The sequence below is a fragment of the Rhodovibrio salinarum DSM 9154 genome, from assembly GCF_000515255.1.
Taxonomy (GTDB): Bacteria; Pseudomonadota; Alphaproteobacteria; order Kiloniellales; family Rhodovibrionaceae; genus Rhodovibrio; species Rhodovibrio salinarum.
The window spans coordinates 3,107,031-3,124,862 of record NZ_KI911559.1 but is presented as its reverse complement, the minus strand read 5'-3'; the positions used below and the strand labels follow the sequence as shown (position 1 = coordinate 3,124,862).

Genomic DNA, 17,832 nt, shown 5'->3' with positions numbered 1-17,832 from the left:
GTTTTGCACGCGCGCCGCGCTTGGGCAAGCGGACAACGCCCTGCGCTATTGCAGCGTCCGGGCGAGGGCGCAGAACTCTTCCACGCTGAGCGCCTCCGCCCGGGCGGTGGGGTCGATCCCGGCGGCCGAGCACAAGGCCTGCGGATCGCGGCTTACCGGCTTCAGGGACCCACGCAGCATTTTGCGGCGTTGGTTGAAAGCAGCGGCCGTGACGCGTTGCAATACGGTCGGGTCGGCGGGCGCGCGCGGCTGCGGGCGTGGGTCCAGTTTGACCACGCTGGAGACGATCTTGGGCGGCGGCGTGAACGCCTCCTTGGGCACGTTGAACGCGATGCGGGCGTCCGTGAGCCACTGCGTCAGCACGCTGAGACGCCCGTAATCCTTTGTCCCGGGCCGTGCGACCAACCGGTCCGCGACCTCCTTTTGGAACATCAGCACAAGCGTTTCAGCGACTGTCGGGTCGCGGGCGATCTCGCTCAGCCAGTTGGTCAATAGTGCGGTCGAGACGTTGTAGGGCAGGTTGGCGACCACGCGGCGCGGCGGGGGCCCAAGATGCGATAGCGGCGTCTCCAATGCGTCGCCGGCCCTGGTTTCCAGGCGGCCCGGATAGGCATCGGCCAATTCGGCCAACGCGGCCAGGCAGCGGTCGTCGCGCTCCACCGCGATCACGTGACCGGCACCTTCGGCCAGCAGCGCGCGCGTCAGGCCGCCCGGACCGGGGCCAATCTCGATCGTCGTGCCGCGGGACAGATCGCCGGCGGTGCGCGCGATCTTGCCCGTCAGGTTCAGGTCGAGCAGGAAGTGCTGGCCCAGGCTCTTGCGCGCGTCCAGACCGTGGCGGCGGATCGTTTCGCGCAGGGGCGGCAGCGGGGCCGGGGTGTCCGCCATCGTGTTCAGGCGGTTGTGGTGGAACGTGCGCGGCCGCGGGCCATTCGGCGGGCGGTGGTCAGCGCCTCGATCAGGCTGGCCGGGTCCGCCTGACCGGTACCGGCGATGCCAAAGGCCGTGCCGTGATCGGGCGAGGTGCGCACGAACGGCAGACCCAAGGTGGCGTTGACCCCGCGCGCGAAGTCGATCGTCTTGATCGGAATCAGCGCCTGGTCGTGATACATGCACAGAACTGCGTCGTAGCCCTGGCGGGCACGTGGGTGGAACAGCGTGTCGGCGCTGAGCGGCCCGGCGACCTCGATGCCCTCCGCGCGCAGCGTCTGGCAGGCGGGGGCTACGATCTCGATGTCCTCGCGGCCGATCGTGCCGTTTTCGCTGGCGTGTGGGTTCACGCCCGCGACCGCCAGGCGCGGATGCGCGATGCCGAAGTCGCGGGCCATCGCCTGGGCGGTCACGCGGCCGGCGTGTTCGATCGCCGATTGGCTCAGGCGCCGCGCCACCTCGGCAAGCGGGATGTGGATCGTCACCGGCACGACGCTCAGCTCCGGGCAGGTGAGCAGCATCACCGGTTCTGGCACCGGGCCGCCGTCCGCGGCGAGCCAGGCGAGGTATTCGGTATGGCCTGGATGGTCGAAGCCGGTGGCTGTCAGGACGTGCTTGGCGATCGGGTTGGTCACAACCGCCGCCGTTTCGCCCGCGCGGGTCAGGCGCACGGCCTCCCGAATGCTGGCGAGCACCGCCTCTGCGGTCTCCCCGGTCGGGTTACCCGGCGCCGGGTGAACCGGCAGGAGGTGCGGCAGCACAGGCAAACCCTCGGCGAACGCGTCCGTGGCTTCCCCGGCGCGTGCGACCTCCACGACCGGTACCGACCAGCCGAGGTGGTCGGCAAGCGCCCGCAGCCGCGCGGGATCGTCGAGCAGCACGAACGGCGTGAGCCCTGCCGACGCGCGCTGAAGCCAGGCCGCAAGCGCGATTTCGCCGCCGATGCCGGCCGGCTCGCCCATCGTGAGCGCGAGGGGGACCTCTGGAGTTGGTCTATCGTGGACGCGCGGTTTGCTCATCGCGGGCTGTTACCCCGCTTCCTGCGCGTTGCGCCGCCCGCTATCGGTTTGGAACTCGATGTTGGCCTGCCGGCGCAGATCGCGCATGTAGCGCTGGGCGAGCATGTTGAGCCGCTCCCGCTGCAGGTTCCGGCGGATCTCCTCCCGGTCGATGCCGCCGCTGCGCGCGCAGACCATCAGCACGGCGTAGCCGCCTGCGACCTCGACCGGCTCGGACGGGGTTTCCAGCGGCAGATCGGCGATCTTCGGCCGGATTTCGTCGGGCAGAGCGCTCATCTTGACGTCGTCGATGTCGCTGGTACGCGCCTGCTCGCTGTCGTCCGCCAGCGTGCTGAAGGTACTGCAGCCATCCGCGGGCTCGGCCAGGCGGTTCAGCCGGTCCTTCGCCGCCTGCACCGCCTCCGCGTCGGCGTTGTCGGGCACCGGTGTGAACAGCTGGCGCAGGTCGACTGTTTCGTTGCTGGGCGAAAGGACCCGCGTGTCCAGCAGGTTGACGAGGTGTAACCCGCTGTAGCCGCGCACCGGGCCGACCAGCTGGCCCGGCTGCATCTCCGTGACCGCGTCGGCGACGGCTTCCGGCAGGTTCTCCGGGGTCACCCAACCGATCTCGCCGTTGTCCGCGGCGGTCGGCGATTGCGAGAACTGCCGGGCGAGCGCGCCGAACTCCGCGCCCTGGCGGAGCTGTTGCATTAGTCGCTGGGCGGTCTGGCGGACCCGCGGCAGTTCGTTCTCGTCATCGACGGCGAGGAAGATTTCCCGCACTCGGTACTGCCGCTCGCCCTGACGGGAGCGATAGCGTTCCATCGCATCGTCGACGTCTTCGTCGGAGATCGAGACCTGACGTGTCAGACGATTCCGGATCACCTTCTGCCAGGCGAGGTTCGCCCGCATCTGTTCCCGGAAAGTCGCCACGGGCACGTTGTTCTGGCGCAGGATCGCCAGGAACTGGTCAGCCGACATGTTGTTGTTCTGCGCCACCTGGCTGACGGCTTGGTCGATCTCCTCTTCGCTGACCGAATAGCCGTACCGCTCCGCCGCTTGGAGCTGCAGTTGTTCGTTGATCAGGTTGCGCAGCACTTGGTCGCGCAGGCGGGCGCGGTTGGCCTGTTCTTGCGAGATGCCGGCGGACAGCATGACCAGGCGCATGCGCATCTCAACGTCCAGACCGGAGATCACTTGATCGTTGACCACCGCCGTGGCGCGCAGCGTTTGCTGACCGGCAGCCGGCTGCAGGGCACCGAGCGCGAGGGCGGCAACGACCAGAAGGCCGCTCAGGCGAGGGAGGAGACGACTCATCGAGAAGCCTTTGATAACAGCGGATACGTGCGCGCGGACTATAGGGATGGCGGCGCGCGCTCACAACGCTCCATCGCCGCGGTATCGGTGCATTGCGCAGAGCAGGCGCGACGTGTCGCCGGATTGACAGGTGCGCACGGCGCCGTCTATCGCAACTCAGGAGGGAGCTCGGATCGCGCGTCCGGGCTGTTGCCGTATCACCCCGAGCGAGAGGCCTTGCGCCCCATGAAGGTCGCCTTCACCAGCCACAGCCTGCCCACCAGCGATGCCGTGTGCGTCGGTGTCACCGCGGACCGCACGCTGACCGCCAGCGCCCAGAAGCTTGATCAGGCGACCGACGGCGCGCTCTCCCGCGCGCTCAAGGCGTCCGCCAGATTTACCGGCGACAAACAGCAATTGCTGGAGGTGCTGACGCCTGCCGGTGTGGAAAACAGCCGTGTGCTGCTGGTCGGGCTGGGCAAGCCGGACGCGCTCGACGTTGGCGATCTGGAAGCGATCGGCGGCGAACTGGTCGCCAAGCTGAATGCGGTCGGTGAGAGCCAGGCGACTTTTGTACTCGACGCGCTTGCGGGCGCGCCGGTCACCGCGCCGCAGGCTGCGGCACGGCTGGCCCTGGGCGCGCGGCTGCGTAGCTATCGCTTCGACAAGTACCGCACCCAGGAGAAGGCGGAGGACAAGCCGTCCCTGACTCAGTTCACGGTTGCGTTGTCGCACAAGAAAGACGCGGACAACGCCTATCGGCCGTTGGAGAAGCTCGCGAGCGGTGTGGAGACGACCCGCGACTTGGTCAGCGAGCCCGCCAACGTCCTCACGCCCGAGGCTCTGGCGGCGGAGTGCCGCAAGCTGGAGGAACTGGGCGTCGAGGTCGAGGTGCTGGACGCCAAGGCGATGCGCAAGCTGGGCATGGGTGCGCTGCTGGCGGTCGCGCAGGGCTCGGACAAGGAGCCGAAGCTGGTGACCATGCGCTGGCAGGGCGGGTCCGGCAAGAAGACCCCGCTCGCCGTGGTCGGTAAGGGCGTGTGCTTCGATTCCGGCGGCATCTCGCTCAAGCCCGCGCAGGGGATGGGCGACATGAAGTGGGACATGGGCGGCGCCGGCGTCACGGTCGGGCTGATGAAGGCGCTGGCCGGGCGCAAGGCAAAGCTGAACGCCGTCGGGGTGGTCGGTTTGGTCGAGAATATGCCGGGCGGCGCGGCGTACAGGCCGGGCGACGTGCTGACCACCATGTCCGGGCAGACGGTCGAGGTGCAGAACACCGACGCGGAAGGGCGCCTGGTGCTGGCCGACGCGCTCTGGTACGCGCAGCAAACGTACGAGCCGGAAACGATGGTTAACTTGGCGACCCTGACCGGGGCCGTCCTGGTCGCGCTCGGCAACCGCCGCGCCGGTCTGTTCGCCAACGACGACACGTTGGCTCAGCAACTGACGCAAGCCGGGGAGTCGGTCGGCGAGAAGCTGTGGCGCCTGCCGATGGACGACGAGTACGACAAGGACGTCAACTCCGACATCGCCGACATGAAGAACGTTGGCGATGGCCGCAACGCCAGCTCGACGGCTGCCGCCCAGTTTCTGCGTCGGTTTATTCAAAAGGGCACCAAGTGGGCCCACCTGGATATTGCCGGTGTGACCTGGTCGACCAAGGACGCACCGATCGTGCCCAAGGGCGGTACCGGTTTCGGGGTGCGGTTGCTGGACTGCTTCGTGGCTGACCGCTTCGAGCGGTAGGCGCGATACCGACGCCGGTCGAAGACGTTCCGGCTGTCATGAAAACTTCAAGAAACGGTCATCGGCCTCTCGGGCGAAGGTTTACGACTTCTTAAATCCGCGCGCGCACTTGTGCAGCTGCGAAGGCCTCAGTGCCTCCCCGCCTCATGTCGCCCTGCCGAGGCTGCCCGTGAGCGCCAAATCGACGATCATTCGCGATCTACCGACCGTGACCGCCGAGATGCGCTGCGGGGCGGTGTTCGAGTTGATGCGGCAATACGAATCCGGCCCGGCGTTCGCGGTGTTGGACTCGGCCGATTGGCCGGTGGGGCTGATCGCTCGCCACGCCTTGCTGCAGGCGCTCGCGCATCCGGTGACCTATGCCCTTTACGAAAATCGGCCCGTGCGTCTGTTGATGAACCGCGACCCGTTGGTGATCGAGGCAGAGGACACCATCGACCGGGTTTCTGAGCGGATTGCCAACGACCATCCGGATGCGGTGGACGATGGTTTCATCGTCGTCGAGGACGGCCGCTATCTCGGCATTGGCACGGTCTTGGCCCTGCTGAACAGCTCGGTCCAAAACGCGCGCACGCAGATTGCCGAACTGGAGGTGGCCCGCACCGTCGCGGAACACGCCAACCAGGCCAAGAGCACGTTTTTGGCGAACATGAGCCACGAATTGCGCACTCCTCTGAACGCCGTGCTTGGGTTCGCCGATCTGCTGGCGACCGGTACGGCTGGACCGGTGAGTGACCGTCAGGCGGAGTATTTGCGGGATATCCAGAGCAGCGGACAGCGGCTGCTTGATCTGATCAACGATTTGCTCGACCTGTCGCGCGCGGAATCCGGGCGTCTGGATCTGGTCGAGACCCGGGTCGATCCGACCTGTCTGATCGAGGAGGTGCAACGCATGCTGGCCCCGCGCGTCCTAGGGGCGGACATCGTGTTCGCAACCGAGATCGCCACGGACGCCTGGGTAACTGCCGATGAGCGGAAGCTGCTGCAGATCCTGATGAATCTGGCGACCAATGCGGTGAAATTCACGCCAAGCGGCGGTTCGGTCACGATGGGGGCTGAGCTGCAGGATGATGGCGGCATGCTGTTGTGGGTACGCGATACTGGTGTGGGAATCCCGTCGGAGGAGTTGGAAACCGTCATGACGCCCTTTGGGCGTGGGCGAGAGGCAATGGCACGTCAGATCGAGGGGAGCGGGATCGGCCTGGCGCTAACGCGTGTCCTGGTCGAGCTGCATGGGGGGCATCTCTTCCTGGAGAGTGCCCCGAAGCAGGGGACCACGGCATGCGCGGTTTTACCGGCCGAGCGGACGCTGCAGACCAAAAACGAGGACCAGGAGCAGCAACAGCTGTCGGCCGGCGGGTGACACCGGGCTGCGGTTTGCCCTAGCTTGCGCGCCATGACCGAGGTGCGCTTCTACCACCTGACCCGGACGAGCCTTGAACAGGCCCTGCCCCAGTTGCTGGAGCGGGCGCTGCAGCGCGAATGGAAGGCGGTCGTGATGGCCGGTTCCGAGGCGCGGGTCGAGCAGTTGAACCAGCACCTCTGGACCTATCAGGAACGTGGCTTTCTGCCGCACGGCTCATCCAAGGACGGGTACGCCGAGTTGCAGCCGGTCTGGCTCACGACCGGGGACGAGAACCCGAACGGTGCGCACGTCGCCTTCCTCGTGGATGGGGCCACGACCGCGCAGCCGGAAGCCTTCGGGGTGATCGCCGAGATGTTCGACGGCAACGATCCCGAGGCGGTGCAGGGTGCCCGGCAGCGCTGGAAAGCCTACCGCCAGGCCGGGCACGAGCTGACCTATTGGCAGCAAGACGAACGCGGGCGGTGGAAGAAGGGCGCATGACCGGTACTTGCCGTCGGCGCCGCGCCGGATCATCTGCGCCGATAACCGATTAGCAGACCAAGGGCAGGGGAGAGCGCCGATGGATGCGCGCCAGATCACCGAGAGCTTCGCCGTCGCCGGCCAGCTCCGACCGGAGGATATGCAGGCGGCCGCAGATGCCGGCTATACGACGGTCATCAACAACCGTCCGGACCACGAAGGCGGTCCCGAGCAGCCGACTGCCCAGGACTGCGCCCAAGCGGCCGAAGCCGCTGGTTTGAGCTATCACTATCTGCCGATGACCCCGGACCAGTTGAGTCCGGAACTGGTTTCGAGCTTCCAGCAGGCACTGAGCGAAAGCCAAGGCCCCGTGCTCGCCCACTGCAAGTCGGGGCCACGCTCGCTCGTGCTCTGGGGGCTCGCCCAGGTCTGCCATCAGGGGCGGGATATCGATACGGTGCTGCAGGAAGCCCACGCTCAGGGCTTTGACCTTTCCCACCTGAAGCCGTTGTTCCAGGCGTTCCAGCAACAGACCGCGGCTGGGTAACCTGTAAGCGCGTCGCGGCGAAGCCACCGCCGCGACGCGCGCGTAGCCTGTGTAGCGCCGGATAAGAAGCGACCGGTTGAGTGGTCCGTGGTCATAATAGGGGTATAAGCTGAGCTAAGGGTGCGCGGTTATTTTACTTGTTTGCGTGGATCGCGCCGACAGTATTCCCTGAAACTGGAAGAACTCTTAGAAAACTCCAGGTGAAGGGGGTTTCATGTCGTCGAGTACGCCGAACATTCTGTTCGTCATGGCGGACCAATTGGGGGCGTCTGCGCTGCCAATTTACGGACATAAAGTCGTCAAGGCGCCGAATATTGAACGGCTTGCCGCCGGCGGCACGGTGTTCGAGAATGCTTACTGCAATTCGCCGCTGTGCTCGACTTCGCGCGTGTCCATGCTGTCGGGGCGGTTGCCCTCGGAACTGGATGCCTACGACAACGCTTCCGAGTTCCCGGCCGCGGTGCCGACCTTCGCGCACTACCTGCGCGCGCTCGGCTACCGCACGTGCCTGAGCGGCAAGATGCACCTGGTCGGTCCCGACCAGCTCCACGGCTACGAGGAGCGCCTGACCACCGACTTCTATCCGGTCGACTTCGGCTGGACGCCGAACTGGGAGAAGCAGTGGGAGAAGCTGTCCTTCTTCCACAACATGGACAGCGTCACCAAGGCCGGCATCTGTGCGCGCTCCATGCCGATCGACTACGACGACGAGACGACCTACCAGGCACAGCGCCGGCTGTACGACTACGCCCGCGATCAGGCCGATACGCGGCCGTTCTTCATGACCGTCTCGCTGACCCACCCGCACGACCCCTATGCGACCACGCGGGAATACTGGGACCGCTACGACGATAGTGAGATCGACCTGCCGAGCGTGCCGCACATCCCACCGGAGCAGCGCGATCCGCACAGCGCGCGCCTGTTCTATCACTACGGCATGCACGAACAGGAGATCACCGACGCGGACATCCGCAAGGCGCGGCACGCCTATTACGGCATGACCTCTTACGTCGACGACAAGCTGGGCCAGCTGATGGACACGCTCGAGCGCACCGGCATGGCGGACAACACGATCGTCATCTTCTCCGCCGACCACGGTGACATGCTGGGCGAGCGGGGCATGTGGTACAAGATGTCGTTCTACGAATGGTCCGCCTCGGTTCCGTTTGTCGTCCGCCATCCGGATGTCGCCGGCGGCAAGCGGGTGCCGCAGACGACCTCGCTGATCGACCTGTTCCCGACCCTGGTCGACCTAGCCGGCGGCGGCACGCCGGACCCGGAGTGCGCGCCGCACCTGAAGGGCCGCAGCGTCGCACCACTGCTGCAGGGCGATGCCGCCGGTTGGCCGGATACGGCGTACAGCGAATACCTGGGCGAGGGCGCCGCAGGCCCTTGCCTGATGGTGCGCAAGGGCCGGCACAAGTACGTCTACAGTGCGGGCGAGCCCGATAGTGCCGGCGATCCGCCACAGCTGTTCGACCTGACGGACGATCCCCAGGAGTTGGACGACCGTGCGGGCCGGTCGGACTACGCCACGATCGAGGCCGAGTTGGGCGATCTCGTGGCCCGGACCTGGGATCTGGACAACTTGCGCAAGCGGGTCGTGGAAAGCCAGAAGCGCCGGCGCTTCGTGTTCGACGCGCTCAGTCGCGGCAAGCCGGCGCCGTGGGACTATGCGCCCTCCTACGACGCGGCCAACCTGTACATCCGCAACGACGAGGCGCTGTCGGCGCGGGAGTATCGGGCACGTTTGGACGAGCCGACCGGCGCCGAATGAGGCATGTAGGAGGATCCCCTTGCGGATGCTCCTTGTCACAACCTCCATGGCCGTGCCGGCGAGCTAGTCTGGCTGAATGAAGGGGTGAAACGGCCACGCGCCGGGCAGGCTGTGCCCGTGCAGGTCATCGCGCCTGCCAGGCCCTGCGGAACTGCCCCGGTGTGCGGCCGGTCTGCTCGCGGAACACGCGGGTCAGATGGCTCTGGCTGGAAAAGCCGCATGCCACGGCCACTTCCGCGATCGACACCGGGGTGCGGAGAAGCACCTTGGCGCGGTGCACGCGGTGCTGGGTGATCCAGACATGCGGCGGGCAGCCGCGCGCCAGTCGGAACATCCGGTGGAAGTGAAACCCGGACATTCCGGCCAGCTCTGCAAGATCGTCCAAGCGGATCGTGCCGGAGAGGTTCGCAACGACGTACTCCTCCACCCGGCGGATCACGTAGGGAGGTAACCCGCCCGACACGCGGGCGGTGCGGCCCGGAAGCCGTGCGACGAACTCCGCCAGCGCGGTGTCGGCCCGGAGTGGGTCGTTCGATACGGCGGCGCGGGCAAGTTCCGCAAGCGGTACGGAAACTTCCGGCTTGTCGACGAAATTCTCCTCCGCAAGGTCGAGCCGGCGGGCGTCGCACGCGTGAATCCGGGAGAAGGCGCTGCGCAGCGCCTCGTCCGACAGGTAGAGATGCACGAACTGGGACGCGCTGGTGATCTCCCAGTCCGACCGGTGTCCTGCGGGCAGGATGCAGACGGCGCCGGGCCAGCCGGCAATGCCGCCGGCATCGAGCCGCCGGGTGCCCGTGCCGTCCTTCAGGTAGAGGCTGAAGGTGTGGTGGTCCGGCCGTTCATAATGCACCCAATCGTTTTGGTTTTCCCAGATAACGACGCCGCAGCCGGTGCCGAGGCTGATCTTGCCGGCCATGCTGGCGGCGTTTGATCGGCCGAGGACGTCTTCGACGGTTTGCTGCATGCGTGCCTCCAGGAAAGCCCGATCCCCTTTCTACCAAAACCACACTCCCGGCTGGAACGAGGGCGGAGGCTTTTACCGCAAGAACCTGCAAAACCGGACCGGGTAAAGACGGTAAGCCCCCGATCGGAGGGTGCTTATGGCCAATATTCTGCTTTTTACAATCACCGTCCTCATCTGGGGCACGACGTGGATCGCCATCGCGGCGCAGGTGGGCGAGGTGCCGATTCTGCTCTCGATCTGCCTGCGCTTCGCGTTGGCGGGCGTGGTGATGCTGGCGGGGCTGTCGGTTTTGGGGCGGGTTCGCCGGCCCCCCGTCTGGCGGTTCGTCGTTGTCCAGGCCCTATGCCTGTTCTGCTTTAATTTTGTCGGTTTCTACACAGCCTCCGGCCTGATGGCTTCGGGACTGGTCGCGGTGGTCTTCTCGCTAGCCTCCATCTTCAACGCGATCAATGCGCGAATCTTTTTCGGGGACCGGATCACGGCGCGGACGATCCTGGCCGGGGTCCTCGGCGCGACGGGGCTGGTATTGATCTTCTGGCAGGATCTGTTTGCCGGCTTCGATGCCGCGACCGTCCAAGGCATCGGCTGGGCGGCGCTCGGCACGTTGCTGTTCTCCTTCGGCAACATGGCCTCTCGGCGCAACGGCGAACTGGGGATCACGCCGGTCACGGCTAACAGCTGGGGTATGTGCATCGGGGCCCTCGCGTTGGCAGGGATGTTCGTTGCGAGCGGCCAGCCCGTGGGGATGACGTCGGACCCGGTCTACTGGGGGGCGCTGGCGTATCTCGCGCTCATCGGGTCGGTGATCGGCTTTACGACCTACCTGATGCTGGTCGCGCGGATCGGGTCGGCGCGCGCCGGCTATGCGACCGTGATCTTTCCCGTGGTCGCGTTGACGATTTCGACTGTGGTCGAAGGATATAGCTGGACGTCGCTGGGGCTGGTCGGGGTCGGCCTGACGCTGCTTGGGAACGTGGTCATGTTTTGGCGTCCGCGCGGTTCCGGGGCCGCCAGGCTCTTCGCCGATCCACAACCGGCTGGAAATCGCCGTTTCCGGCCTTCCGGCGGCACACGCAGGTGATCTAGCATGCACGCCCCGAACAGGAACCGTCAGAGGGCAGAGCCATGGATAAGATCAGCCTCGGACAAGCGTTTGCCGGTTTCTCCGATACCTGGAGCCCGAAGGTCGCCGGCGATATCAACGAGTTCCAGGTCAAGCTGGCCAAGCTGGAAGGCGCGTTCGAGTGGCATCACCACGACCGGGAGGATGAGCTTTTCCTGGTGTGGTCGGGGCGCTTGCTGATGCACTACCGCGACCGGACGGTGGAACTGCACCCTGGCGACTTCATCGTTGTCCCGCACGGTGTGGAGCATCTGCCGGAGGCACCGGACGGGATCTGCGAGGTTCTGTTGCTGGAACCCGGCAGCACGGTGAACACCGGCAATGTGACCAGCGACCGGACCGTGGCGAAGCCCGAGCGCCTCGACTGATCCAGACGTCTAGCCGGCCTCTTCTAGCTGCTCCTGCAGTTCCAGCCAGCGCTCCTCGGCCTGGGCGATCTGGTCCTTCACCTTGCCGTGGGCGACCTGGAGGTCCTGCAGGTCGGCGGTCGGGCCGTTGTAGATTTTCGGATCGGCCAGCTTCGCCTCGATCTCCTGCTGTTTCTCGGTCAGCTTCTCGATGTCGCGCTCGAGCTTGCGGGCTTCGTTGCGCAGCTGCTTGGTTTGCTCGCGCGCCTCGGCGGCCTGCTTGCGGCGTTCCTTTTTCGACAGGCCGTCGTCCTTGGCCGGCTTGCCGTTCGCCTGGTCGCTCTTCTCCTTCTGGAGGTCCTGCTGCCGTTTGGCGGCCGCGCGTTCGGCCCGGCGCTGCTCCAGCAACTGCTGGCGGTAAGCCTCCAGGTCGCCGTCGAACTGCTTCGCCGCGCCGTCGGCGACGATCCACAGCCGGTCGACCACAAGTTCGATCAGGTGGGGGTCGTGGGTGATCAGCACGACCGCGCCGGCGAACTCGTTGAGCGCTTCGATTAGCGCCTGGCGCGCCTCGATGTCCAGGTGGTTGGTCGGCTCGTCCAGGATCAGGAGGTGCGGGGCGTGCCGGGTCATCAGCGCGAACAGGAGACGCGCCTTCTCGCCGCCGGAGAGATTGCCGACGGCGACGTCCGCCTTCTCCTGGGTGAAGCCGAACCGGCCCAGGTGCGCGCGCACATTGGTCTTGTTGGCGTTCGGCATGACCTCCGCCATGTGCGCGACCGGCGTTTGTGCCAGGTCCAGCTCGTCCGCCTGGTCCTGGGAGAAATAGCCGATCCGCAGCTTGCCGGGCGTGGTCAGCTTGCCCTTGAGCGGCTGCAGCCGACCGGCCAGCAGGCGGGCGAAGGTGGTCTTGCCGTTGCCGTTCGCGCCCAGCAGCGCGATCCGGTCGTCCTGGTCGATCCGGTGGTTGAGCGCGCGCAGGATCGGGTTGGCCGGATCGTAGCCGACGTCGACGTGGTCGAGCGCGATCAGGGGTGGCGGCAGTTCGTCCGGCTGCGGGAAGTCGAAGCGGACGGCCTTGTCCTCCTGCACCTCGCCGATCGGCTGCATGCGTTCCAGCATCTTGACGCGCGACTGCGCCTGGCTGGCGCGCCCGGCCTTGGCGCGGAACCGGTCGACGAAGCGCTGGATGCGCGCACGCTCCTTCTCGCGCTCCTCGTGCATGTGCTGCTGGCGGCGGAGCTGCTCGCGGCGGGTTTCCTCGAAGCGGTCGTAGCCGCCCTGGTAGGTCGTCACCGTACCGCCCTGCAGATGCGCGATCTTGTCGACGCACTTGTTGAGGATCCGACGGTCGTGACTGACCAGCAGCATCGTACCCGACCAGTCGCGCAGATAGCCTTCCAGCCACATCGTGGCTTCGAGATCGAGGTGGTTGGTCGGCTCGTCCAGCAGCAGGACGTCGGGCTCGGAGAACAGGAGCGCGGCCAATGCCACGCGCATCCGCCAGCCGCCGGAAAACTCCTTGCAGGCACGCTGCTGCGCGGCGTCGGAAAAGCCCAGCCCGGAGAGGATGCGCGCCGCGCGCGCTTCAGCGGAGTGGGCGTCGATATCGGACAGGCGCATATGGATCTCGGCGATCCGCTCGGGATCCTCGGCCGTCTCCGCCTCGGTCAGCAGCTGCGCGCGCTCGGTGTCCGCGGCCAGCACGGTTTCCAGCAGCGTTTTATCGCCGGCCGGGGCTTCCTGGCGGATGTAGCCGACCTGGCTGTTGGTCGGCACCTGGATGGTGCCGCCGTCCGGCTGCAGTTCGCCGGCGATCAGCTTGAGCAGCGTGGACTTGCCGCTGCCGTTGCGGCCGACCAGGCCGACGTTTTCGCCGCCGTTGACGGTGACGTTGGCGCCCTCGAATAGAGGGCGGCCTTCGATGCGGTAGGAGAGGTCACGGACACTGAGCATGGCGCGGCGGGTTCTAGCACGCCCGGGGCCGGCACCGGAAGGTGACAGGAGGCACGAAACCGGGCACTCGGGTTCGCCGGTTGCCGAGCAGCGGTGGCGAGTCTATAAGGCCGCCCGAATTGCACGTCCCGCGCGGCCGATCGCCCGTGCGCGGGGACCAAGCGATACCCATATAGCAGTCATCACCGAGGGAGCGAGAGACCGCCATGGCCGTGGAACGGACCCTGTCGATCATCAAGCCGGACGCCACCGAGCGTAACATCACCGGCAAGGTCAACCAGCGTTTGGAAGATGCCGGCCTGCGCATCGTCGCGCAGAAGCGCCTGAAGCTCACGGAGGAGCAGGCGAAGGCGTTCTACATCGTCCATAAGGATCGCAAGTTCTACCAGGACCTGGTCAACTTCATGACCAGCGGCCCGGTCGTCGTGCAGGTCCTGGAGGGCGACAACGCGATCGCCAAGAACCGTGAGGTGATGGGCGCGACCAACCCCGAAGAGGCCGCGCCGGGCACGATCCGCGCCGACTTCGCCCGCGACATCGAAGCGAACAGCGTGCACGGCTCCGACAGCCCGGAGACGGCCGCGGGCGAGATCAAGTTCTTCTTCTCGGATATCGAGGTCGTCGGCTAACGCCGGCGTTCTTCACGCCTGGATACGAAAACGGGCGCGGGGAGCCGATCCCCGCGCCCGTTTTTTGTGGGTGCTTTCAGCGCCTAAACCCCAGCCGGGGATCCGCTTACAGCAGGAATAGCGCCATCAGGGCCAACACGACCGCAACCGCGGCGCTTGCGTAGGTCAGCAGTTTGGTGAACCCCTGAAAGGCCTTCTTGTGCGATTCCAGGTCGAAGTTGTCGTCGTTGTTACCGGCCATGACCATGCCGTCGCCGTCCTTCGTCTGAAAAGTGCCGCTTGGCTCGGGACCTGTCTTACCCGCCTGACGGGCCGGCTGCAAGCATCCGCGTCATGATCTTCCGTCTGCGAGCGGGGGATTGAGCAGCGCGCTCTGTCGGGTGTCGGCTTCCGCGATCCGCACCCGATGGCCGCTGACCGTCGCCCGACCGTCCGCGACCAGGCGCACGCAGTGCGGGTAGAGCGCGTGCTCCGCTTCGAGCACGCGCGCGGCCAGGGTGTCGGCGGTGTCGTCATCGTGCACCGGGACCGCGGCCTGGCCGATGATCGGGCCCTGATCGACCTGCTCGCGCACGAAATGGACGGTGGCGCCGGTGATCCGCACGCCGGTGGCGAGCGCCTCCGCGTGCGTGTGCAGGCCGGGGAAGGCGGGCAGCAGGGACGGATGGATGTTGATCAGGCGGTCCGTCCAGCGCGCGACGAAATCGCCCGTCAGCACGCGCATGAAACCGGCTAGGCAGACCAGTTCGCAGCCGGCGGTGCAGAGCGCATCGGTCACTGCCGCCTCGAAGCCGACGCGGCTGGGGAACAGGCGGTGGTCGATCACCTGGGTGGGAATGCCGATCGCTTCCGCGCGCTGAAGTCCGGCGGCTTCGGGCTGGTTGGCGATCACAAGCGCGATCTCCGCCGGATAATCCGGTTTCGCCGCGGCTTCGATCAGTGCCTGCAGGTTGCTGCCGCGCCCGGAGATCAGGACGCCGATCCGCATACGCCGGCCCGGCGCGCCGGTCTGGTCGCTTACGCCTGCCATGCGGTCTCCCGATTCGCGATCTCGATCCGGGGGCTGCTGGGCTGTTGGGTCACGATCTCGCCGATCTGAACCGCTTGCTCACCCTGTTCACGCAGGTGCGCCAGGGCGAGGTCGGCCTGATCTTGCGGAACCACCACGACCATGCCGATGCCGCAGTTAAAGGTACGCGCCAGCTCTTCCGGCGCGACCCCGCCCGCTTGAGTCAGCCACCGGAACACGCCGGGCAGTTCCCAGGCGTTGGCGTCGAGGCGCGCGCCCAGCCCGTCGGGCAGCACCCGCGGCAGGTTCTCCGGCAAACCGCCGCCGGTGATGTGCGCCAGGGCACGAACCAGACCTGCGCGCACGGCCGACAGGCATGCGGGGACGTAAATCCGGGTCGGGGTAAGCAGCGCGTCGGCCAGAGTGCTGCTGTCGTCGAACGGGCTCGTGCCGTCCAGGCTGAGGCCGAGGTCGGCGACCACTTGGCGAACCAGCGAGTAGCCGTTGGAATGCAGGCCACTCGACGGCAGGCCGATCACCGCGTCTCCCGCTTCCACTGTCGACCCGTCGATCATCTGCCCGCGTTCGGCCGCGCCCACGCAGAAGCCGGCGAGATCGTAGTCGCCGGTCCGGTACAGGCCCGGCATCTCCGCCGTCTCGCCGCCGACCAGCGCGCAGCCGGCCTGACGGCAGCCTTCCGCGATGCCGGCGACGACGTCGCGCGCGCCGTCGACCTCCAGCTTGCCGGTGGCGTAGTAATCCAGGAACAGAAGCGGTTCCGCGCCCTGGACCACCAGGTCGTTGGCGCACATCGCCACCAGGTCGATGCCGACCGTGTCGTGCCGGCCGCTGTCGATCGCAAGCTTCAGCTTGGTGCCCACGCCGTCGGTCGCGGCAACCAGGATCGGATCGGTGAAGCCGGCTTCCTTGAGGTCGAACAGGGCGCCGAAGCCGCCCAGACCGCCGGCGGCGCCGGCGCGCGCCGTCGCCTTGGCGAGCGGTTTGATCCGCTCGACCAGCGTGTTGCCGGCGTCGATGTCGACGCCGGCGTCCTTGTAGGTGCGCGCCTTGGCGGACGTATCGTCTTGGGACCCGGTTATGGCGTTGCCCCCCGGTCGTGTCGTATGTGTGTGCCGGACTTGAGTGCGGCCGCGAAAGCGGTAACGCTGTCGCCATGCCGTCGGGTGGCGAACCACCCGGGCGCTGGCGCCCCGGACCTCAAGGGTCCGGGGCGATTCCGGCGCGACCATACTTGTTCCAGGACGCTTTGCAATGCCGCTGGTTGGAGCCTTGAAACGCCTGTTGCCGCTGATGGCCGCGCTGGTCGTGCTGCCAGGCACGTTGGCCGCGCAGGAACCTCTCTACACGGTCAAGAACGTCGACGTGGATGCGACCGCTCAAAGCGCCACGGTCGCACGGGCCCAAGGGCTGGATCGGGCGCACGTGAAAGCGTTCGACCGCATGATCGAGCGCCTCGTGCTGCGGTCCGAACTGAAGCGGGTGCCTGATCTTAGCGCCGATCGAATCGCCAACTACCTGCGTGACTTCGAGGTGTTCAACGAGCGCACGTCCGATGTGCGTTATCTTGCGGAGGTCACCTTCCGCTTCCATCCGCAGAGCATCCGGCAGTTCCTGAAGACCAACGACATTCCCTTCGCCGAGACCCGCAGCAAGCCGGTGGTGGTCTTGCCGGTCTGGGGCGAGGGGCAGGATGCGGTCCTGTGGGACAATCCCTGGCGGGAAGCCTGGGCCAACCGGGCGGAACAGGTTGGTCTGGTGCCGCTGACCGTTCCGCTGGGCGATCTGGGCGACATCCGCACGGTCAGTGCCGGGGACGCGCTCGACAAGGACCGCGAGGCGCTTGACCAGATCGCCGAGCGCTATGGCGCCGAGGATGTGCTGGTGACTCAGGCGCGTCTTGCCGGCGATCCGGACGCGTTCACTGGCAGTATGCAGATCATTACCGCGCGCATCGGCACCTCGGAGATGGAGCGCACCCTGGTCGACAACATCCAGCAGCAGCGCGACGAGCCGCTGGCGGCGATGCTGTCGCGCGCGGCCAATCGTGTCGCCCGCGATGTGGAGGAAACCTGGAAGCGCGCCAACCTGCTGGACTTCGACCAGCGCAATCAATTGCAGGTCGAGGTGCCGTTGGATGGTCTCGACCGCTGGGTCAGCGTGCGTGCGCGCCTGGATGCCGTGGCGCGGGTCGAGGGGTATGCGGTGACCGCGCTGACCCGCACGGCCGCACGGCTCAAGATGACCTATTATGGCGAACGCGCGCAGCTCGCCCTCGCGCTCAAGCAGAACGATCTGGTGCTGTCGCGTGCCAACGCCGATGGCAGCACGACCGAGGTCGACACCCAAAATGCTGGGCAAAACGCCGAGCAAGGGGCGCGCGCCGAAGGCACCGGCACTCTGACCAGCGACGGCAGTCTTGGTCCCGATCGGATGGGGCAGGCGCAGGACCCGAACGATTGGGTGCTGCGCGCAGCAGAAATGCGGACAGCCGCCGCCGACCGGACTGGCCAGAAACCGGCCACCCGTGCGCCGAATGCACGCCAGCCGGACGCCCGTGCGCCGTCCGCCAACGGTCGTACCGGCCAGGCGACCGACGCACCGGCGGAGCAGCCGGCGGTGCAATGACCCCGTGCGTCCGCGCCACAGCCCGCGTGCGTGACGGTC

17 protein-coding genes are annotated in these 17,832 nt (G+C 66.8%); 9 read left to right on the top strand and 8 right to left on the bottom strand.

What is annotated here, in order from left to right; all coding sequences use genetic code 11:
* Window positions 1-45: 45 nt before the first annotated feature.
* The 3 genes from rsmA to RHOSA_RS0114465 are packed head-to-tail and all read right to left on the bottom strand — an operon-like array spanning window position 46 to window position 3,245.
* A complete protein-coding gene (gene rsmA, locus RHOSA_RS0114475) occupies window positions 46-888 on the bottom strand; it encodes a 16S rRNA (adenine(1518)-N(6)/adenine(1519)-N(6))-dimethyltransferase RsmA (protein WP_027289234.1) in 843 nt (280 codons plus the stop codon).
* Between the two features lie 5 nt (window positions 889-893).
* Window positions 894-1,949 (bottom strand): 4-hydroxythreonine-4-phosphate dehydrogenase PdxA, encoded by a 1,056-nt coding sequence (gene pdxA / locus RHOSA_RS0114470; protein WP_027289233.1) that lies wholly within the window; start codon window positions 1,947-1,949, stop codon window positions 894-896.
* A 9-nt stretch (window positions 1,950-1,958) separates the two neighbouring features.
* Entirely contained in the window at window positions 1,959-3,245 is a 1,287-nt protein-coding gene (locus RHOSA_RS0114465; protein WP_027289232.1) for a peptidylprolyl isomerase, read from the bottom strand.
* Window positions 3,246-3,470: 225 nt separating this feature from the next.
* On the opposite strand from RHOSA_RS0114465, the gene RHOSA_RS0114460 reads away from it, so the two are divergent.
* From RHOSA_RS0114460 to betC, 5 genes are all read left to right on the top strand, one after another.
* Complete coding sequence (locus RHOSA_RS0114460; RefSeq protein ID WP_027289231.1) at window positions 3,471-4,970, top strand: leucyl aminopeptidase; 1,500 nt, start codon at window positions 3,471-3,473, stop codon at window positions 4,968-4,970.
* A gap of 169 nt (window positions 4,971-5,139) precedes the next feature.
* Window positions 5,140-6,333 (top strand): ATP-binding protein, encoded by a 1,194-nt coding sequence (locus RHOSA_RS24380; RefSeq protein ID WP_051432172.1) that lies wholly within the window; start codon window positions 5,140-5,142, stop codon window positions 6,331-6,333.
* 33 nt (window positions 6,334-6,366) lie between these two features.
* A complete protein-coding gene (locus RHOSA_RS0114450; protein WP_027289230.1) occupies window positions 6,367-6,816 on the top strand; it encodes a DNA polymerase III subunit chi in 450 nt (149 codons plus the stop codon).
* A gap of 79 nt (window positions 6,817-6,895) precedes the next feature.
* Window positions 6,896-7,342, top strand: a complete 447-nt coding sequence (locus RHOSA_RS0114445; protein WP_027289229.1) for a protein tyrosine phosphatase family protein — start codon at window positions 6,896-6,898, stop codon at window positions 7,340-7,342.
* A gap of 214 nt (window positions 7,343-7,556) precedes the next feature.
* Complete coding sequence (gene betC, locus RHOSA_RS0114440; protein WP_027289228.1) at window positions 7,557-9,119, top strand: choline-sulfatase; 1,563 nt, start codon at window positions 7,557-7,559, stop codon at window positions 9,117-9,119.
* Window positions 9,120-9,243: 124 nt separating this feature from the next.
* Here the strand turns inward: betC and RHOSA_RS0114435 are convergent, their stop codons facing one another.
* On the bottom strand, window positions 9,244-10,035 hold the full coding sequence (locus tag RHOSA_RS0114435) for a helix-turn-helix transcriptional regulator (RefSeq protein WP_242468781.1): 792 nt from the start codon (window positions 10,033-10,035) through the stop codon (window positions 9,244-9,246).
* Window positions 10,036-10,219: 184 nt separating this feature from the next.
* Here RHOSA_RS0114435 and RHOSA_RS22715 point away from each other — a divergent pair, with 184 nt between their 5' ends.
* Both RHOSA_RS22715 and RHOSA_RS0114425 read left to right on the top strand, forming a co-directional pair.
* Window positions 10,220-11,164 (top strand): DMT family transporter, encoded by a 945-nt coding sequence (locus RHOSA_RS22715; protein WP_051432171.1) that lies wholly within the window; start codon window positions 10,220-10,222, stop codon window positions 11,162-11,164.
* A 44-nt stretch (window positions 11,165-11,208) separates the two neighbouring features.
* The gene (locus RHOSA_RS0114425; RefSeq protein ID WP_027289226.1) at window positions 11,209-11,574 is read left to right on the top strand and encodes a cupin domain-containing protein; all 366 of its coding nucleotides are present in this window, start codon (window positions 11,209-11,211) and stop codon (window positions 11,572-11,574) included.
* A 9-nt stretch (window positions 11,575-11,583) separates the two neighbouring features.
* On the opposite strand, the gene RHOSA_RS0114420 is transcribed toward RHOSA_RS0114425, so the two are convergent.
* The gene (locus RHOSA_RS0114420) at window positions 11,584-13,509 is read right to left on the bottom strand and encodes an ABC-F family ATP-binding cassette domain-containing protein (protein ID WP_027289225.1); all 1,926 of its coding nucleotides are present in this window, start codon (window positions 13,507-13,509) and stop codon (window positions 11,584-11,586) included.
* A gap of 206 nt (window positions 13,510-13,715) precedes the next feature.
* On the opposite strand from RHOSA_RS0114420, the gene ndk reads away from it, so the two are divergent.
* Window positions 13,716-14,138 carry a nucleoside-diphosphate kinase gene (gene ndk / locus RHOSA_RS0114415; protein WP_027289224.1) on the top strand — a complete coding sequence of 141 codons (423 nt, stop codon included), beginning with the start codon at window positions 13,716-13,718 and terminating at the stop codon, window positions 14,136-14,138.
* A 106-nt stretch (window positions 14,139-14,244) separates the two neighbouring features.
* On the opposite strand, the gene RHOSA_RS24815 is transcribed toward ndk, so the two are convergent.
* The 3 genes from RHOSA_RS24815 to purM all read right to left on the bottom strand — a co-directional run bounded on the left by RHOSA_RS24815 (window position 14,245) and on the right by purM (window position 16,397).
* Window positions 14,245-14,379: an aa3-type cytochrome c oxidase subunit IV gene (locus RHOSA_RS24815; protein WP_200372014.1), complete on the bottom strand. Its 135-nt coding sequence runs from the start codon at window positions 14,377-14,379 to the stop codon at window positions 14,245-14,247.
* 90 nt (window positions 14,380-14,469) lie between these two features.
* Complete coding sequence (purN, locus tag RHOSA_RS0114405; protein ID WP_051432170.1) at window positions 14,470-15,168, bottom strand: phosphoribosylglycinamide formyltransferase; 699 nt, start codon at window positions 15,166-15,168, stop codon at window positions 14,470-14,472.
* Window positions 15,156-16,397: a phosphoribosylformylglycinamidine cyclo-ligase gene (gene purM, locus RHOSA_RS22710; protein WP_081728739.1), complete on the bottom strand. Its 1,242-nt coding sequence runs from the start codon at window positions 16,395-16,397 to the stop codon at window positions 15,156-15,158. Before purM ends, purN begins: the two co-directional genes overlap by 13 nt.
* 22 nt (window positions 16,398-16,419) lie before the next feature.
* Between purM and RHOSA_RS0114395 the strand changes: the two genes are divergently transcribed.
* The gene (locus RHOSA_RS0114395) at window positions 16,420-17,793 is read left to right on the top strand and encodes a DUF2066 domain-containing protein (protein WP_027289222.1); all 1,374 of its coding nucleotides are present in this window, start codon (window positions 16,420-16,422) and stop codon (window positions 17,791-17,793) included.
* Window positions 17,794-17,832 lie beyond the last annotated feature (39 nt).

Coding starts and splice junctions, on each gene's coding strand:
- betC (WP_027289228.1), top strand. CDS start 7,557: ATGTCGTCGAGTACGCCGAACATTCTGTTCGTCATGGCGGACCAATTG.
- RHOSA_RS0114460 (WP_027289231.1), top strand. CDS start 3,471: ATGAAGGTCGCCTTCACCAGCCACAGCCTGCCCACCAGCGATGCCGTG.
- RHOSA_RS0114465 (WP_027289232.1), bottom strand. CDS start 3,245: ATGAGTCGTCTCCTCCCTCGCCTGAGCGGCCTTCTGGTCGTTGCCGCC.
- RHOSA_RS0114395 (WP_027289222.1), top strand. CDS start 16,420: ATGCCGCTGGTTGGAGCCTTGAAACGCCTGTTGCCGCTGATGGCCGCG.
- purM (WP_081728739.1), bottom strand. CDS start 16,397: ATGGTCGCGCCGGAATCGCCCCGGACCCTTGAGGTCCGGGGCGCCAGC.
- pdxA (WP_027289233.1), bottom strand. CDS start 1,949: ATGAGCAAACCGCGCGTCCACGATAGACCAACTCCAGAGGTCCCCCTC.
- RHOSA_RS0114450 (WP_027289230.1), top strand. CDS start 6,367: ATGACCGAGGTGCGCTTCTACCACCTGACCCGGACGAGCCTTGAACAG.
- RHOSA_RS0114445 (WP_027289229.1), top strand. CDS start 6,896: ATGGATGCGCGCCAGATCACCGAGAGCTTCGCCGTCGCCGGCCAGCTC.
- ndk (WP_027289224.1), top strand. CDS start 13,716: ATGGCCGTGGAACGGACCCTGTCGATCATCAAGCCGGACGCCACCGAG.
- RHOSA_RS24815 (WP_200372014.1), bottom strand. CDS start 14,379: ATGGCCGGTAACAACGACGACAACTTCGACCTGGAATCGCACAAGAAG.
- RHOSA_RS0114435 (WP_242468781.1), bottom strand. CDS start 10,035: ATGGCCGGCAAGATCAGCCTCGGCACCGGCTGCGGCGTCGTTATCTGG.
- purN (WP_051432170.1), bottom strand. CDS start 15,168: ATGGCAGGCGTAAGCGACCAGACCGGCGCGCCGGGCCGGCGTATGCGG.
- RHOSA_RS22715 (WP_051432171.1), top strand. CDS start 10,220: ATGGCCAATATTCTGCTTTTTACAATCACCGTCCTCATCTGGGGCACG.
- RHOSA_RS0114420 (WP_027289225.1), bottom strand. CDS start 13,509: ATGCTCAGTGTCCGTGACCTCTCCTACCGCATCGAAGGCCGCCCTCTA.
- rsmA (WP_027289234.1), bottom strand. CDS start 888: ATGGCGGACACCCCGGCCCCGCTGCCGCCCCTGCGCGAAACGATCCGC.
- RHOSA_RS0114425 (WP_027289226.1), top strand. CDS start 11,209: ATGGATAAGATCAGCCTCGGACAAGCGTTTGCCGGTTTCTCCGATACC.